Origin of the sequence: Streptomyces sp. NPDC026673 (assembly GCF_040638135.1) — a bacterium.
GTDB lineage: Bacteria > Actinomycetota > Actinomycetes > Streptomycetales > Streptomycetaceae > Actinacidiphila.
This window is the reverse complement of the sequence record NZ_JBEZXR010000126.1, coordinates 1-15,005: the sequence shown is the minus strand read 5'-3', so window position 1 is coordinate 15,005 and position 15,005 is coordinate 1. Positions and strand designations below refer to the sequence as shown.

Annotated in this window: 18 protein-coding genes; 8 read left to right on the top strand and 10 right to left on the bottom strand. The window is 73.2% G+C overall.

The annotated features are described in order from the left end of the window. Positions 1-113 precede the first annotated feature (113 nt). The 4 genes from AB0F62_RS40880 to AB0F62_RS40865 form a co-directional block, all read right to left on the bottom strand. A complete protein-coding gene (locus tag AB0F62_RS40880; protein WP_361811358.1) occupies positions 114-788 on the bottom strand; it encodes a TetR family transcriptional regulator in 675 nt (224 codons plus the stop codon). Positions 789-930: 142 nt separating this feature from the next. Beyond that, entirely contained in the window at positions 931-1,749 is an 819-nt protein-coding gene (locus AB0F62_RS40875) for an SDR family NAD(P)-dependent oxidoreductase (protein ID WP_361811355.1), read from the bottom strand. Positions 1,750-1,860: 111 nt separating this feature from the next. Beyond that, positions 1,861-2,613 carry an SDR family NAD(P)-dependent oxidoreductase gene (locus AB0F62_RS40870; RefSeq protein ID WP_361811353.1) on the bottom strand — a complete coding sequence of 251 codons (753 nt, stop codon included), beginning with the start codon at positions 2,611-2,613 and terminating at the stop codon, positions 1,861-1,863. A 71-nt stretch (positions 2,614-2,684) separates the two neighbouring features. Further along, positions 2,685-3,731, bottom strand: a complete 1,047-nt coding sequence (locus tag AB0F62_RS40865; RefSeq protein WP_361811350.1) for an aldo/keto reductase — start codon at positions 3,729-3,731, stop codon at positions 2,685-2,687. A gap of 462 nt (positions 3,732-4,193) precedes the next feature. On the opposite strand from AB0F62_RS40865, the gene AB0F62_RS40860 reads away from it, so the two are divergent. Together AB0F62_RS40860 and AB0F62_RS40855 are read left to right on the top strand one after the other, a co-directional pair. After that, on the top strand, positions 4,194-5,219 hold the full coding sequence (locus AB0F62_RS40860; protein ID WP_361811347.1) for a permease: 1,026 nt from the start codon (positions 4,194-4,196) through the stop codon (positions 5,217-5,219). After that, positions 5,216-5,980, top strand: a complete 765-nt coding sequence (locus tag AB0F62_RS40855) for a TIGR03943 family protein (protein ID WP_361811344.1) — start codon at positions 5,216-5,218, stop codon at positions 5,978-5,980. Before AB0F62_RS40860 ends, AB0F62_RS40855 begins: the two co-directional genes overlap by 4 nt. A 12-nt stretch (positions 5,981-5,992) precedes the next feature. Here the strand turns inward: AB0F62_RS40855 and AB0F62_RS40850 are convergent, their stop codons facing one another. Together AB0F62_RS40850 and AB0F62_RS40845 are read right to left on the bottom strand one after the other, a co-directional pair. Beyond that, on the bottom strand, positions 5,993-6,412 hold the full coding sequence (locus AB0F62_RS40850; protein ID WP_361811341.1) for a PPOX class F420-dependent oxidoreductase: 420 nt from the start codon (positions 6,410-6,412) through the stop codon (positions 5,993-5,995). A 126-nt stretch (positions 6,413-6,538) separates the two neighbouring features. Continuing rightward, positions 6,539-6,742: a hypothetical protein gene (locus AB0F62_RS40845; RefSeq protein ID WP_361811338.1), complete on the bottom strand. Its 204-nt coding sequence runs from the start codon at positions 6,740-6,742 to the stop codon at positions 6,539-6,541. Positions 6,743-6,873: 131 nt separating this feature from the next. On the opposite strand from AB0F62_RS40845, the gene AB0F62_RS40840 reads away from it, so the two are divergent. Together AB0F62_RS40840 and AB0F62_RS40835 are read left to right on the top strand one after the other, a co-directional pair. Then, positions 6,874-8,325 (top strand): NAD(P)/FAD-dependent oxidoreductase, encoded by a 1,452-nt coding sequence (locus tag AB0F62_RS40840; protein WP_361811335.1) that lies wholly within the window; start codon positions 6,874-6,876, stop codon positions 8,323-8,325. A gap of 159 nt (positions 8,326-8,484) precedes the next feature. Next, positions 8,485-9,477, top strand: a complete 993-nt coding sequence (locus AB0F62_RS40835; protein ID WP_361811367.1) for a zinc-binding alcohol dehydrogenase family protein — start codon at positions 8,485-8,487, stop codon at positions 9,475-9,477. 30 nt (positions 9,478-9,507) lie between these two features. Here AB0F62_RS40835 and AB0F62_RS40830 read toward each other — a convergent pair whose 3' ends face one another. Both AB0F62_RS40830 and AB0F62_RS40825 read right to left on the bottom strand, forming a co-directional pair. Next, positions 9,508-9,969 (bottom strand): group III truncated hemoglobin, encoded by a 462-nt coding sequence (locus AB0F62_RS40830; protein WP_361811332.1) that lies wholly within the window; start codon positions 9,967-9,969, stop codon positions 9,508-9,510. Then, entirely contained in the window at positions 9,966-10,400 is a 435-nt protein-coding gene (locus tag AB0F62_RS40825; protein ID WP_361811329.1) for a hypothetical protein, read from the bottom strand. The genes AB0F62_RS40830 and AB0F62_RS40825 overlap by 4 nt, the downstream gene beginning before the upstream one ends. A gap of 546 nt (positions 10,401-10,946) precedes the next feature. On the opposite strand from AB0F62_RS40825, the gene AB0F62_RS40820 reads away from it, so the two are divergent. Together AB0F62_RS40820 and AB0F62_RS40815 are read left to right on the top strand one after the other, a co-directional pair. Beyond that, the gene (locus AB0F62_RS40820; protein ID WP_361811326.1) at positions 10,947-11,621 is read left to right on the top strand and encodes a class I SAM-dependent methyltransferase; all 675 of its coding nucleotides are present in this window, start codon (positions 10,947-10,949) and stop codon (positions 11,619-11,621) included. 201 nt (positions 11,622-11,822) lie between these two features. Then, entirely contained in the window at positions 11,823-12,164 is a 342-nt protein-coding gene (locus tag AB0F62_RS40815) for a hypothetical protein (protein WP_361811323.1), read from the top strand. A gap of 125 nt (positions 12,165-12,289) precedes the next feature. Here the strand turns inward: AB0F62_RS40815 and AB0F62_RS40810 are convergent, their stop codons facing one another. Beyond that, entirely contained in the window at positions 12,290-13,306 is a 1,017-nt protein-coding gene (locus AB0F62_RS40810; protein WP_361811364.1) for a phosphotransferase, read from the bottom strand. Between the two features lie 327 nt (positions 13,307-13,633). On the opposite strand from AB0F62_RS40810, the gene AB0F62_RS40805 reads away from it, so the two are divergent. Both AB0F62_RS40805 and AB0F62_RS40800 read left to right on the top strand, forming a co-directional pair. Then, a complete protein-coding gene (locus AB0F62_RS40805) occupies positions 13,634-14,155 on the top strand; it encodes a hypothetical protein (protein WP_361811320.1) in 522 nt (173 codons plus the stop codon). A gap of 231 nt (positions 14,156-14,386) precedes the next feature. After that, the gene (locus AB0F62_RS40800; protein WP_361811317.1) at positions 14,387-14,635 is read left to right on the top strand and encodes a helix-turn-helix transcriptional regulator; all 249 of its coding nucleotides are present in this window, start codon (positions 14,387-14,389) and stop codon (positions 14,633-14,635) included. Between the two features lie 220 nt (positions 14,636-14,855). Here the strand turns inward: AB0F62_RS40800 and AB0F62_RS40795 are convergent, their stop codons facing one another. Further along, positions 14,856-14,996: a hypothetical protein gene (locus AB0F62_RS40795; protein ID WP_361811361.1), complete on the bottom strand. Its 141-nt coding sequence runs from the start codon at positions 14,994-14,996 to the stop codon at positions 14,856-14,858. Positions 14,997-15,005 lie beyond the last annotated feature (9 nt).

Genomic DNA, 15,005 nt, shown 5'->3' with positions numbered 1-15,005 from the left:
GTCCTCGTAGTGGGCTACTCGGACGATTCGACAACGCAGCGAGGTGCCGTGCCAGGCGCCGCTGGGCAGGCGGGCATGTGACGACACGACCTAGCCCGGACCGGTCGCGGGCGTCAGTCCAGGTTCAGCAGCCCGGTGACGGCGATGTGCAGAGTACGACCGAGTCGTTCGGCGAAGTCGACCCGTGTGTCGGCGAGCTCGGGGTCCCGCTGGGCCTCGGCGACGGCCTCCGAGGGGTGGGCGAACGGCCAGAGCCCGGCCGTGCACACGACGGTCAGGGAGACGAGCTCCCGGGCATCCGTCTGCGTCAGGGCGGTGATGTGGCGCCGCACCAGATCCGCGAGCGCGCCCAGCAACCTGCCGTGGGCGAGCTTGAACTCGCGCGCGGACTCGGCGGAGATGTTCCGTTCCAGTTCGGACCCCAGCGCGCTCAGCAGGTCGCACAGCAGGGGCCGGCGGGCCAGGGACCGGGCCAGGGCGTTCGTCACAGCCGACGGCGAAGCCGCCCCGTGCACCCCGGCGGGCGGGAGTTCGGCGGGCAACTCCTCGATCCACTGCGCCAGGGACCGGTTGAGCAGTTCGAAGAAGACCGCTTCCCTGGTCTCGAAGTACCGCACGACGTTGGTCTTCGACAGCCCGACCCGCCGGCTCAGCTCGCGCAGGCTGATCTCGGCGACCGGCATCTCCGCCAGGAGTTGTGTCGCGGCGTCGAGAATGGCCATCTTGCGGATCTCGCGCTGCTCGGCACTGCGCGCACGCTGAAATTCCGTCGGCCGGTTGTCCGCCATCGTCGCTCGCTCCCCCGGAGAATTCCTGGGCCCGCGCCCAGCACCACCTGCGGTAACCGGTAACCCTAAGCCCTGCCGGTGCCGTCCCGGAGGACGGCACCGGCAGGGTGTGGACCCTGGGTGACGGGTCCGGTGCCGTGGGTCACACGGACTCGCTCACGTGGCGCCACCGGGCGTCCGAGGCGGCGAGGGTCTCGGCGGCGAACCGGCCGACCTTGACGGCGTCCCTGCCGAGCAGCAGGTGCAGCGGCGGCTCCTCGGTCTCCGCGATGTCCAGCAGGATCCGGGCGACCCGGGCGGGATCGCCGCTCTGGTTGCCGTCGGAGGCCCGCTGCCGGGCGATGGCCGGTTCCACGACCGACCTGTAGGGCTCGCTGACCGGCGGGGTGGCCATGGAGGAACCGGCCCAGTCGGTGCGCATGGCGCCCGGCTCGGCGACGGTCACCTTGATGCCGAGCGGGGCGACTTCCCTGGCGAGGACCTCGGAGAAGCCGCCCACGGCCCACTTGGCGGCCTGGTAGGCGCCCAGGCCGGGACCGCCCACGCGTCCGCCGACGGAGGAGATCTGGATGATGTGACCGGAGCCCTGCTCGCGCAGGACGGGGAGGGCGGCCCGGGTGACGTTGACGACGCCGTAGAGGTTGGCGTCGATCTGGCCGCGGAAGGCCTCGTCGGTCATGTCCTCGATGGCGGCCATGTCGGCATAGCCGGCGTTGTTGACGACCACGTCCAGCCTGCCGAACGCCTCGACGGCGGCCTGCACGGCACGGCGGGAGGCCTCGGCGTCGGTCACGTCCAACTGGACGAGACGGACCCTGTCGCCGTACGTGTCGGCGAGGTCGTCGAGTGCGTCGGTGCGCCGGGCGGTGGCGACCAGGTTGTCGCCGGCCTCCAGGACGGCCTCGGCGATGCTGCGGCCCAGGCCGCGGGAACTGCCGGTGACCAGCCATGTCTTGCTCATGATGCTGCCTCGTTTTCGGTGTGTCGCAGGGAATTCGGTGTGTCGCAGGGAAGCTGCCGGAGTCGGACCGCGGGACGGCCCGGCAGTCCGGGGCCGGGAGGCCCGGGAGGTTCAGATGAGGAATCCGCCGTCGACCGCGAGGTGGGCGCCGGTGACATAGGAGGCCTCGTCGGAGAGCAGGAAGGCGACGGCCTTGGCCACCTCCACGCCGGTGCCGAGTCGACGGGCCGGGATGCGCTCGGCGATCCCGGCGACCTCGTCGGGGTTGCCCTGCTGGCGGGGGACCGGGATGACGCCGGGCTGGAGTTCGTTGATCCGGACGCCGTGCCGGGCCCACTCCGCGGCGGCCGAACGGGTCAGTCCGCGCAGGCCGTGCTTGCTCGCGCTGTAGGCGGCGCGGGTGGGCATTCCACGGTCGGCGAAGACGCTGGAGATGTTGACGATGGCGCCCCCGCCGGCCTCCAGGATCGCCGGGACCTGGTACTTCATGCCGTAGAAGACACCGGAGAGGTTGATCCCGAGGGTCTTGCTCCACTCGTCCTCGGGGAGGCCGGACACGTCGTGTACGACGCCGGAGGTGCCCGCGTTGTTCACGGCCAGGTGGAGGGCGCCGAAGTGGCGGACGGTCTCGGCGACGGCGTTCTCGACGGCCCGGGGGTCGCTCACGTCGGCGGGCAGGACGAGTGCCTTGCCGCCCCCTTCGCCGATCTCCTCGGCGAGCTGACGCAGCGGATCCGCCTGTCGGCTCACCAGGGCGACGTTCGCCCCACGCGCGGCGAGCAGCCGGGCGATGTCGGATCCGATGCCGCTGCCCGCGCCCGTGACGAAGGCGGTCCTGCCGGTGAACTGGTGGTCGTAGTCCATGAGGTGTGCTCCTTGCCCAGGGATGCGGCGGATCTGCGCCGCACCCTGTGTGCGGTGTCCGGGTGGGGACGTCACCTGTCGGCGTCGTCCGGGGAGGTGTTGAGGGCTCCGTAGCGGCCGCCCTTGACCCGCGCGGGGTCGAACATGGCGCCGAGGCGGGCCGCGTCGTCGACGCTGAGCCGGACCGAGGTGGCCGCGAGGTTCGCGCGGACGTGGTCCGGCCGCTTGGAACCGGGGATCGGGACGATGTCGTGGCGCTGGGCCAGCAGCCAGGCGAGGGCGATCCGGCCGGGGGTGGCGCCGGCGCCCGCGGCGAACCGTTCCAGCTCGGCGACCAGCCGCAGGTTGTGCTCGAAGTTCTCGCCCTGGAACTTGGGCAGCGTGGAGCGGAAGTCCTCGCGGCCGAACCCGGTCCCCCGGCCGAATGCCGCGGTGAGCATGCCGCGGCCCAGTGGGCTGTAGGGCACCAGGGTGACGCCCAGCCGGCGGCACTCCGGCAGCACCTCCGCCTCGACGCCGCGCTCCCAGAGCGAGTACTCGCTCTGCAGGGCGGAGACGGGGTGGACGGCATGGGCCCGCCGCAGTACCTCGACGCCGACCTCGCTCAGCCCGATCGCCCGGACCTTGCCCTCGGCGACCAGGTCGGCCATGGCGCCCACGGTGTCCTCGACAGGGACGGCCGGGTCAAGCCGGTGGTAGTAGTACAGGTCGATCCGGTCCGTGCCGAGCCGCTTCAGGCTGGCCTCGCAGGCGGCCCTGACGTACTCGGGGCGGCCGTCGAAGAAGCTGCGGCCCTCGGGGGTCGGGCGCGCGGAGAACTTGGTCGCCACGACCGCCCGGTCCCGGCGGCCCTTCAGGGCCCGGCCCAGTAGTTCCTCGTTGTGACCGAAGCCGGCCACCGGCCGGCCCGGGGTGGCGCTGCTCGCCCCGTAGTAGTCCGAGGTGTCGAACAGCTCCACGCCCAACTCGATCGCGTCCCGGATGGTGGCGACCGAGGTGTCGGGGTCCGCGGCTCCGTAGAACTGCGACATTCCCATGAGCCCCAGGCCCACGGGCCTCACCGATATGCCGGAGCCGCCCAGCGGTGTACGGGCCGCTCCTGTGGTGTCCTCGTTCACGACCTTGAACCGCCTTCTTCTCGCCGGGTCCGCACGGCGCCTCCTTAAGAGGCCACTGGACCCTTACTTGCCTCCACCATAAAGGACCACTGGCCTCTTGTCGGGTGCCGATGGCGAGAAGTGAGGCACGTCACCATCGCCCCGGGTGCGTGGCCGGGGCGTCGGCCGGGCCGGACATGGGGCGTCGGCCGGGCCCGGCAAGGGTTTCCGCCCGGGTGCGCGACACCCGGAGCGACGACGTGCCGGCTCGCTCGGGGACGCCGCAAGGCGTCGTGGCGGCCAGGTCGCGACGGGCAGCGCGAGGCGAACCACGGCAGCGCTCAGCCGCGTTCGCCGTCACCGCGGGACGGCTCGCACCAAGGCTCCGCAAAGTCCTGGCGGCGCATGAGTCGGCGTGACGGGCCCCGGCGTATGGAAGGTGCAGTCCTTCACACCCCCTCGCCCGCCGGAGGTCGTACGCCCGTGACCGTCACCAAGGAGGCCCCGGCGCCGGCCGGGACCGCACGGCAGGACGCCGGGCGGCCGGATCCGGAACAGGGGTGGCGGGTCAACTCGCCGCTGGTACTGACGCTGGTGCTGCTCGCCGTCCTGATCGTGCAGGAACCCCTGCGGCAGATGCTGTCCGCGCCGGTGATGCAGAGCTGGATGACGGTGTTCGTCGCCGTGGTCGTGCAGGCGCTGCCGTTCCTGGTGCTGGGCGTCCTGCTCTCCGCGGTGCTCGCGGTGTGCGTGCCGGCGTCGTTCTTCGCGCGGGCGCTGCCGAGGCGGCCCGCGGTGGCGGTGCCGGTCGCGGGCATGGCGGGCGCGATCCTGCCCGGTTGCGAGTGCGCGTCGGTGCCGGTCGCGGGGGCGATGGTACGGCGGGGGGTGGCTCCGGCGGCGGCGCTGACGTTCCTGCTGTCCGCACCCGCGATCAACCCCGTCGTGCTGACCGCCACCGCCGTGGCCTTTCCGAATGAACCGCGCATGGTGGTCGCCCGGTTCGTCGCCAGCCTGCTCGTCGCCTGCGCCATGGGCTGGCTGTGGCAGCGTCTGGGGCGCCCCGACCTGCTGCGCCCGCGGCCCCACCCGTCGTCCGAAGGGCGGGGCAGGGCCGCGGCGTTCTGGGCTTCGGTACGGCACGACGTGATGCACGCCGGAGGGTTCCTGGTCGTCGGCGCGATGGCCGCGGCCACGCTCAAGTCCTTCGTACCCGAGGACGTCCTGCGTGCCGCCTCGGGCAACCCGGTGGTGTCCGTGCTCGCGCTGGCGGTGCTCGCGGTGGTGCTGTCGATCTGCTCCGAGGCCGACGCCTTCGTGGCCGCGTCCTTGTCGCAGTTCTCCCTCACCGCCAGGCTGGTGTTCCTCGTCGTGGGGCCGATGATCGACCTGAAGCTGTTCGCCCTGCAGGCGGGCGCGTTCGGCCGCGCCTTCGCGGTGCGGTTCGCCCCCGCCACGTTCGCCGTGGCCGTCGCGGTGTCCTCCGCGACCGGGGCGGTGTTGCTGTGAACCGGGAGGCACAGGCCGCCGTGCTGCTCCTGACCGGGGTGGCGATGCTGCACGCCGGGCTCAGTGATCTCTACCTGCGCTACGTCAAGGCCGGGCTCCGGCCGCTGCTGCTGGCGGCGGGCGCCGTGCTGGTCGTCACCGCCCTGGCCACCGTCTGGTACGAACTGCGCCGCCCCCGCGGCCCCCGCCGCACCGAGGCGGGCCACGGCGATGGGCGCGTCGACGACGGCGACGACGGGGAAAGCCACGGACACGGACACAGGCACCATGAGCCGAAGGTCGCCTGGCTGCTGGTGCTGCCGCTGCTCGCGCTCGTCCTGGTCGCTCCGCCCGCCCTGGGCTCCTACGCCGCCGTCAGGACCGGCACCGCGGTCCCCCGCCCCTTCGGCTTCCCCACGCTGCCCGCCGGGGACCCGCTGCGGATGGAGACGGCCGACTACGCGGGCCGCGCGGTCTACGACGGCGGGCGGTCCCTGCGGGGGCGTCAGATCGTCCTCACCGGGTTCGTCAGCATCGGCCGCGACGGGACCCCGTACCTGACCCGCATGGTGCTGAACTGCTGCGCCGCCGACGCCCGCCCGGTGAAGATCGGCCTGAGCGGACGGGTACCGCCCGTCCTGCGGCCGGACGCCTGGCTCGAGGTGACCGGCCGCTACATCCCGCGCCGGGCCGAGGACCCGGTCAACGGCGGCCCCATCCCGTTCCTGGACGTCTCCGTCGCCCGGCCGGTACGCGCCCCGGCCGAGCCGTACGAGGGATGAACCGCCGCCCGGTCAGCCCGGCTGGCTGCTGTCCTTGAGCGTGCCCCAGCCGTGCCAGCGCTCGATCTCGATCCAGGCGCTGACCCGTTCGCGGTCCCGCTGCGGGTAGGAGCGGCCCAGGTACTGCTGCGCCAGCCGGTCGATGTCGGCCAGGTCGGTGTCGTCGCGCAGTTCGGCGACGTTCCCGATCAGGGTGACGTGGGTGTACCAGTTCGCCTCGTCCAGGACGGTGAGGGTGACCCGGGGATCGTCGCGGAGGTGCTCCAGCCGCTTGCGGCCCGCGTCCATGTTGACCAGCACCCGGCCGTCGTCCCACAGGTACCAGGTGGCCGTGGACACCGGCCGGCCGTCGGCCCGCAGCGTGGCGATGACGGCCGGGTTGGGCTTCTTCAGCAGGTCGACCGCGGCCTGGGGAAGCGGGGGCTTGGACACGGGGACTCCCTCGGGGTGATCCATGGCACCGGTGCCGCCGGTTCCGATGGGCGGACGGACCCGGCGAGTGGCGGGAGGGCGGTGACCCCAGCCGCGGACGACCCGGGCGACCGGCGCGCAGGGTTCCTACGTCCACACTCCCGGGCCGGCCCCGCGCCATTCGACGAGGTCCGGGTCGGCCAGGTCGATGGCGTCGGGATCGAGGCCGGCGCGCCGCAGGAAGTCCTGGAAGTCGCGGAGGTGGTACGCGATCCCCAGGATCTCGCCGTCCACGCGGACGCGCCGGCCGCCGCTCATCGTCGGCGGCATCACGATCACGCGACGCTGCATGGGGTCAGGATGACCCGTCCGGCCCCGCCCCGCATCCCGGCCGGGACCATCGTCGCCCTGACCGGCCACCGGCCCCGGATGCGGCGACGGCCGGGCGGGCGGCCGCCCGCCCGCCGTGGTGCGATGGGACGATGAACGAAGCGCCGCGAACCCGTTCCGACGACACCTACGACGTGATCGTGCTGGGGGCCGGCCCCGTCGGGCAGAACGTGGCCGACCACGCGCGGGCCGCGGGGCTCTCGGTGGCCGTGGTGGAGCGTGAACTGGTCGGCGGCGAGTGCTCGTACTGGGCGTGCGTGCCCAGCAAGGCGCTGCTGCGGCCGGTCATCGCCGTAGCCGACGCGCGGCGGGTGGACGGCGCCCGGCAGGCCGTGACCGGGCGGCTGGACACCGGCCGGGTCTTCGCCCGGCGGGACCACTACGTCACCGACTGGGACGACAGCGGCCAGGCCCGCTGGGTGAAGTCCATCGGCGCCGACCTCTTCCGCGGCCACGGCCGGCTCGACGGGCCTCGGCGGGTGACCGTCACCGCGGGCGATGGCGCCCGCCGCACCCTTTCGGCCCGGCACGCGGTGGCCATCGCCACCGGCAGCCGTCCGGCTCTGCCCGCCGTCGAGGGCATCGAGCAGGCCCGCCCGTGGACCAACCGGCACGGCACCGATTCCAGCACCGTCCCGGGCCGCCTGGTCATCGTCGGCGGTGGCGGGGTCGGGGTCGAGATGGCCACCCTCTGGCAGGGCTTGGGCTCCCAGGTCACCCTGCTGGCCCGCCGTGCCCTGCTGCCCCGAATGGAGCCCTTCGCCGGCGAGCTGATCGCCCGCGGGCTCGCCGACGCCGGCGCGCAGGTGCGGATCGGGGCCCACGTGACCGCCCTGCGCCGCCCCGACCCCGCCGGGCCGGTCACCTGCGTCCTGAACGACGGCGGTGAGCTGGAAGCCGACGAGATCATGTTCGCCACGGGGCGCGCCCCGCTGACCGACGACATCGGGCTGGACACCGTGGGCCTCACCCCCGGATCGTGGCTGGACGTGGACACCACCTGCCTGGTCCGGGGCGTCGACGGCGAGTGGCTCTACGCGCTCGGCGACGTCAACCACCGCGCCCTGCTCACCCATCAGGGCAAGTACCAGGGCCGTACCGCGGGCGACGCGATCGGAGCGCGCGCCGCCGGCCGGCCCCTGGACGACGGCCCCTGGGGCGACCACGCCACCACGGCCGACCAGCACGCCGTGCCGCAGGTGTTCTTCACCGATCCCGAGGCGGGCGCGGTGGGCCTGTCCGCCGCGGAGGCCGAGGCCGCCGGGCTGGCCGTCAGGGTCGTCGACCTGGACTTCACCGCCGCCCAGGGGGCCAACCTCTACGCCGACGGGTACCGCGGCCAGGCCCGCATGGTCGTCGACACCGACCGCGAGGTGCTGGTCGGGGTGACCTTCGTGGGCCACGGCATCAGCGAACTGCTGCACTCGGCCACCGTCGCGGTCGTCGGCGAGATCCCGCTCAAGCGGCTGCGGCACGCGGTCGCCTGCTTCCCGACCGTCAGCGAGATCTGGACCTTCCTGCTCGCGGCGTATCACCGCGGCTGACCCGGCCGGTGCCGGGACAGGCCCGGACGGGCCCGACGGGCCGGGAACGGCGGGCACCCGGATGGCCCGTGCGACGCGGCCTGGTGCGGTCGGGCGTGACACGCTGGCCGCGACCCCGACAGCGCAGCGAGGGAGCCGGCCGCCATGACCACACGGACCATGCGGGCCGTCGCCTCCTACCGGGGGCTGCCCGTGGAGGACCCCGAAAGCCTCGTCGACGTCGAGCTGCCGCTGCCGGAGCCGGGCCCGCGGGACGTGGTGGTGCGGGTCGGGGCGGTGTCGGTCAACCCCGTCGACATCAAGCTCCGCCCCGGGCTGCCCGCCTCCGACCCGCCCCGCGTCCTCGGCTTCGACGCCGCCGGGGTGGTCGAGTCGGTGGGTGCCGAGGTGACCACCCTTCAGGCCGGGGACGAGGTCTGGTACGCCGGGGACATCACCCGCCCCGGCAGCAACGCCGAGTTCCAGGCCGTCGACGAACGCCTCGTCGCCCGCAAGCCCCGGAGCCTCGGCTTCGCCGAGGCCGCCGCCCTGCCCCTGACCACGATCACCGCCTGGGAGACCCTCTTCGAGCGGTTCGCCCTCACCCGCGGGTCGACGGGCACGTTGCTGGCGCTGGGCGGCGCCGGCGGCGTGGGATCGATCCTCATCCAGCTGGCCAAGCAGCTCACCGGCCTGCGGGTGCTGGCCTCGGCCGGCCGGCCCGAATCGGCCCGTTGGGTCACCGGGCTCGGGGCCGACGCCGTCGTCGACCACCACGACCTGGCCGCCACCGTCGGCGCCGCGGCCCCGGACGGGGTGGACTACGTGCTCTCCCCGCACTCCGCCGGCATGATCGAGACCTTCGCCCAACTGGTCCGACCCGGCGGGCACATCACGGCGATCGACGAGCCCGAGGGACTCGACGTCCTGCCGCTCAAGGCCAGGAGCATCGCCTGGCACTGGGAGTTCATGTTCACCCGCCCGATGTACCGGACCCCCGACATGATCGAGCACAAGAACGTGCTGCAGAAGGTCGCGGACCTCGTCGACGACGGGCGCGTGAGGACCACCGTCACCACCACGATCGAGGACTTCTCCGCCGCCGGGCTGCGCCGCGCGCACGGGATGGTGGAATCGGGCCGCACCGTCGGCAAGGTCGTCGTCACCCGCTGACCGGGCCGGTCCCCCGTACCGGCGCCCCGGCTACAGCTGCTCGCCGCCTTCACGACGGCGGATGGTGACGTACTCGCTCGCGTCCCGCCCGCCCAGCCGGCGCTGGAGGGAACCGGCGATGCGCTCCGCCTGCCTCTTGGCGAGTTCGGCCTTCTCCCCGCGGAAGAGCCCGTCCACCGTGAGCGTCCACAGCGCGAGCCAGCGGGCGAAGTGCTCCGCCCTCAGCGGTGCCATGCGGTGCAGCGCCACATGCGGGGCGAGCGCGTTGCGCCGGTACCGGCCCGCGGCGAACAGCACCGACTCCCAGAAGTCGCACATGATCGGCATGTGGGCGTCCAGGTCCATCCGGGCCACGTCGGTGAAGACCGGGCCGATCAGGGGATCGGCGAACGCCCGGCGGTAGAAGACGGTCACCAGGTGCTCGATGTCCGTGCGGTCGGCCAGATCACGACCCGGTCCGCCCTGTCCGGCGGCGGGCACCGGCGCGTTCACAGCCGCTCCAGGACCAGCGCGGCACCGCATCCCGCCAGGCACAGCGCCTTGACCGCCTCGAGTGCGACGTACCGCAGGTGAGCACGGCCCCGCGGGCCGGACTCCCCCGCGAGGACGGCGGCGGTGCGGCGGTTCAACGAAGGCCGGACGACGGCCAGTTGCACCAGCAGTGCGGCCACGGCGGCCGCTCCGAGCCCCAGCGCGACCGGCCCCGGCGCCTCGTACGCCGCCGCCAGGACGGCGACCGCGGCGAGTACGGCCTCGACGCGGTTCAGAGCGCGGAAGACGATCCGCCCGATACCCAGGCCCAGAGGCACGGTGATCCCCTCGGCACGGAACTTCAGCGGCGCCTCCAGGAACGAGATCCCGGCCACCATGCCCAGCCACACGAAGACCGCGGCCACCTGCGCCAGGACCGCGCCGGCGCTCATCGGGCACCCCGCTCGGAGCTGCGCGGGCGCGCGGTGCCCGGCGGGCGCGGGGGACGCGCGGAACGGCGGTGGATGCGCTGAAGGTCCATGTCCCCACCCTAGCTTGAATTTGCATCTCAGATGCGCATTTGAGTCGGCCGTCACACACCGCGACAGCGGCACCACCGGCCCGGCCGGAGTCCGGGGAAGCGAGAGCGGCCGCCCTCCGCGGCCGGCCACTCGCCGGTCTCCCCGCCGGACGGGCCGCCGTCGATCCGGTGGCACGGGTCGCATCGGACACCCGGTCGGTCAAGGGCCGGCGACGGACACGACGTGCGGGACCTCGCCGGGGCCGGGGAACGCGGCCCCTTCGGGCTCGGGGATCCTCCGCCCCGGTTCCACGCGGGTCAGGCCGGAACAGAGGGCGGGCCGCCTCCGCGTCCGCAACGGCCGGCGTTCGCGGTCCGGTTCGAACCCGGGCTCCCGGTCGGCGACGAAGTCCCGGATGCCGCCGGGCAGTCGGGAAACATGATCTCGGACAGGCGGATCAGGGCGGAGAATGACCCCATGACGTCGCCCGAACTGCTGCCCGACCACCGACTCGAGCTCACCACGGTCGTCGCCAACAACACCATGAACCGCGAGCGCGGCCTGACCGGCGTCAACGGCTACGCCCGCGAACTCGGCCTGGACCCGGTCGCCCACCTGCTGGCCCGCTCCGCGGCGCCGCGCTGGCTCGACCTGTGCAGCGGGGAGGGCCTGGCCCTGCGACAAGCGGCCGGGCGCCTGCCGGACGCGGCCCGGCTGACCGGCGTCGACCTGGTGGGACCGATGATGCGGGCGCCCCTGCCGCCCACGGTGGAGTTGATCACCGCATCGGTTACCACGTGGACGCCCGGGCCGCCGTACGACCTGATCACCTGCGTCCACGGCCTCCATTACGTCGGCGACCGGCTCGGCGTGCTCACCCGGGCCGCCGGCCGGCTCCGTCCCGGCGGGCTGCTGGTCGCCCACCTCGACCCCGCCTCGATCCGCTGGGCGGACGGCGGCCCTGCCGGCCGGTTCGTCCTGGCCGCCCTGCGCGACCAGGGCTTCGCCTACAACGCCCGCCATCACCGCCTCACCCTCACGGGCCCGCGGACGGTCAGCCTGCCCCTGCGCTACATCGGCGCCGACCCCGCCGCCGGCCCGAACTACACGGGCCAGCCCGCCGTCGCCGCCCACTACGACCGCGAGACGTGATGCCGCCGCCCGGCCCGGGTGAACCGCCGGACGTGCCCGAAGCCGACCGGGCCCGGTAACCCGCCCCCCTCATGTCTGTCAAGTCCCGAAATCCAGCGACATGACGTGAGAGCTCCCCCGCGGCTTACTGGAGTCAACGGGGTTCACACCCCACCGGACACCACCGGCGACTCCCCCTCTGTCCCGCTAAGGAGAACTCCCATGGCCCGCACCCCCCGCACCCGGCGCCTCGTCACGCTGACCGCCGCGGTCACCCTTGCTGCGGGGGGCGCGCTGATCCCCGCCACCGCGTTCGCCGCCACTCCCGCCCAGGCGCACACGGTCACCGCCAAGACGACCGGTCACGGCGGCGGACACGGCGGTGGCTGGGGTGGCGACCGCGGCGACGGCTGGGGCGGTCGAGGCGGCTGGGACCGCGATGACGACTGTGACGACGACGGTCCCGAGAGCAGTGGCAACGGCAGCATCATCATCGTGGTCGGCAACAACAACACCACCAACGTCAACAACGGCAACATCAACAACGGCGTCATCGCCAGGTGACCTTCCCACCGCACACACCGACCCCATGGCCCGGCGGGGCGGCACGAGATCGACTCGTGCCGCCCCGCCGGGACGCCCGCGTCCGCAGGTGATGGATCCTCAACACGGGCCCGGTGTCGGGTCGTTCAGCGGCCGTCCGCGGACTGGAAGGCGAGAGCCTCGCGGAGGTTGTGTTCGGCGATGCCCCTCATGACGTCGCGGTCGGGGAAGTCGCCGTCGAGGAGCCGCAGCGGCCCGGCGACGAGGGACAGGTGCATCGCCAGCGTGTAGAACCTCAGACGCCTCTCGTCGAGGCCGTCGCGGTCCAGCCACCGGTAGTGCTCGCCGAAGCGCAGTCGCAGGAACGCGTGCTCCCACTCGACGTCGAAGAACATCAGGCCCTCGATGTCGACGAGGACGGGCTGCCCGTGCCGGTCCACCAGCACGTGGTCGGGCCCCAACTCGCCGTGGATGAGCCCGTACCGCGAACGCGAGCGCACGGCCGCGGCCAGACGGCGAACGGTGCTCTCCAGGCCGTCGCGGGCACGCGTCATCCGCGGGTCGCGGGCGGCGGCTTCCGCGAGGTCGTCGAGGGCGCGGTCGAGCACGACCCGCTCGCACGAGCCGCCCTCGGACCCGCCACCCCGGTCGATCAGGGCGACTTTCCCGAAGCGCGGGCCGTCGTGCCGCTGCATCGCGCCGAGCGCCTCGGCCAGTCGCGCCATGGTCGCCGCCACGCCGCGCGGGTCCTGGCGGAGGCGTGTCTCGAGGTTGTCTCCGGGCACGTCCTCGACCACCGCGATGTCCGCCGGGTAGTACGACCTGCTGCGGTCGGCCAGGCGGAGTCGCGGCGTGCGGATACCGAGGCCGGCCAGATGCCGATGGGCGGCCTCGAAGAGTGCGAGGCCCGAGGCGGGCGAGAACGGGTCCGCGTGGTCGTCGTCGGCGTCGGCGTCGGACCGGGCGGTGGGCCAGTAGTTCTCCTCGTCGGCCCAGATGTAGACGATCGCGGTGGAGTCGTCGTCGAAGGCCAGTCGGTAGACGCCCTTCTTGCTTCCGCCGCGGAGCCGTGACACGGACACGAGGCGGTGTCCGGCTCCGAGAGCGGCGCGCGCGACGCCTTCCAGTTGATCCCGCGTGACAACCCTGCGCGTCGCGTCCACGACCTGCCCCCCGGTATCGGCCGCGTGGGCCCAGCCCTGGAGAAGGGCGCTGCCGCCATGGCGTGCCACGCGCGTAGGCGACCGATCCTAGGCGGTCGCCGCGACGGCCGCCCCCTGGGACCGGGTCGATTAGCCGGTGGTGACGCCCGGGTCAAGTCACGACTCCTCGGAACGTGACGGGATCCCGCCGGCCGGGCCTACTGGAGATACGGGCCGCAACGGCCCACCGCGGACGGGGTGGAGGTCCTCACGCCCTCCCCGGGCCTCCGCCCCTCCGCGGCGACTCCCCTCCCCCACCTGTTCCTCTCCAGGAATCGGAGCACCACGATGTCCACGCACTTCTGGCAACGTCCCATGGCCCTGGTGGTCGCCGCCGTGGCGGTCACCGCGGGCACAGCCGGCGCCGCACAGCTGACCCACGGCGTCGACGACCGGCCCGCCCCGTGCGCCCGGGACGCCAACCGCGGAGGAGACGGCGGCGACGGCGGGTTCAGCTTCGCCGGCCTCTTCGGCGGAGCCGGGGCGGCCGGTGGCGACACGGGCGCCCCCGGCCGCCAGGATGAGCCGGGTGACCGGGGTTCGGGACCGGGCGCCGGACCCGGCCTGCCGGGCAAAACCGGCGCATCCGGCTGTGCCCGGTCCGGCAACCTGCCGGACAAGACGGAGGACGGGCTCTCCGTCATCGACAAGACACGAATCGTGGCGCTGACGGTGACCGGCCAGGTCCGCGAGTCCGAGGTGGCGGAGAAGTACCGGATCCCCGAGAGCCGCGTCACCGAATGGAAGCGGCAGATGCTGACGGGTGACTGGCTCGGGCTGCTCCTGCCGGACGTCCTCTCCGGATCCTGACCCGTCCCCCCGACCCGAGGTCGCGGAACCGGGGACGGGGCCGCCACCATGGCCTCGTCGCGGGCCGGGCGTCGACCTCGTGACACGCCCGTGACACTCGGCGGACAGCGCGATGACGTCACCACGGCAAGGTAGTCCAAAGAGGGCAAAACACCTTAATCGGACATTTGCCTCCTGCTTTCGAGGGCGCGAGCAGGGACGACCACGCCGACCCGCCGAAGGACACCCCCCATGAGCCTCGTACTCACCACACCGCAGACCGACGCCACCTCCGAGACCACCCCCGAGGTCCCCGAGCTGGCCCCGCGTGAGCGCGAGACCCTCCGCCACATCGCCGCCGGCCGCACCTACCTGCAGACCGCCCGCCACATGGGACTGTCCAAGCACACCGTCGACGCCTACCTGCGCCGCATCCGCGCCAAGCTCGGCATCTACAGCACCGCCGAACTCACCCGCACCGCCATCGCCCTCGGCCTCTGACCCCGCAACGGCACACCGCGCGCCGTCGATCACGCCGCCAGTCCGGCCCTCGCACACTCCGGAGACGGCCGGCGATGATCCCGATACGGCCGGACACCCGCGGAGCCCTGCCCATGAACTCGCCTGGCACGAAGGGAATCTGATTCTGCCTCAGGCCGGGGGCACTCGCCCGGCCGTACGGCGAGACGTACGGATCCGGGCAGGAGGAATCCGGGGGGGCTCAGGGGGCTTCGGCGTGCAGGTTCTTGACCTTGATCCAGTCACGACTGCGCCGACCCGGCAGATACGTACTGGTCAACCGCTTGGCCACCACACCGTCATACCCCTCCTGCCGAATGTAGTGCAACGCCTCACTGGCCATCGCCGGCCA

Excerpts from the sequence above, each read along its gene's own strand:
- AB0F62_RS40880 (WP_361811358.1), bottom strand. The coding sequence starts at position 788 with ATGGCGGACAACCGGCCGACGGAATTTCAGCGTGCGCGCAGTGCCGAG.
- AB0F62_RS40875 (WP_361811355.1), bottom strand. The coding sequence starts at position 1,749 with ATGAGCAAGACATGGCTGGTCACCGGCAGTTCCCGCGGCCTGGGCCGC.
- AB0F62_RS40870 (WP_361811353.1), bottom strand. The coding sequence starts at position 2,613 with ATGGACTACGACCACCAGTTCACCGGCAGGACCGCCTTCGTCACGGGC.
- AB0F62_RS40845 (WP_361811338.1), bottom strand. The coding sequence starts at position 6,742 with ATGCAGCGTCGCGTGATCGTGATGCCGCCGACGATGAGCGGCGGCCGG.
- AB0F62_RS40840 (WP_361811335.1), top strand. The coding sequence starts at position 6,874 with ATGAACGAAGCGCCGCGAACCCGTTCCGACGACACCTACGACGTGATC.
- AB0F62_RS40835 (WP_361811367.1), top strand. The coding sequence starts at position 8,485 with ATGCGGGCCGTCGCCTCCTACCGGGGGCTGCCCGTGGAGGACCCCGAA.
- AB0F62_RS40825 (WP_361811329.1), bottom strand. The coding sequence starts at position 10,400 with ATGAGCGCCGGCGCGGTCCTGGCGCAGGTGGCCGCGGTCTTCGTGTGG.
- AB0F62_RS40820 (WP_361811326.1), top strand. The coding sequence starts at position 10,947 with ATGACGTCGCCCGAACTGCTGCCCGACCACCGACTCGAGCTCACCACG.
- AB0F62_RS40815 (WP_361811323.1), top strand. The coding sequence starts at position 11,823 with ATGGCCCGCACCCCCCGCACCCGGCGCCTCGTCACGCTGACCGCCGCG.
- AB0F62_RS40805 (WP_361811320.1), top strand. The coding sequence starts at position 13,634 with ATGTCCACGCACTTCTGGCAACGTCCCATGGCCCTGGTGGTCGCCGCC.
- AB0F62_RS40800 (WP_361811317.1), top strand. The coding sequence starts at position 14,387 with ATGAGCCTCGTACTCACCACACCGCAGACCGACGCCACCTCCGAGACC.
- AB0F62_RS40795 (WP_361811361.1), bottom strand. The coding sequence starts at position 14,996 with ATGGCCAGTGAGGCGTTGCACTACATTCGGCAGGAGGGGTATGACGGT.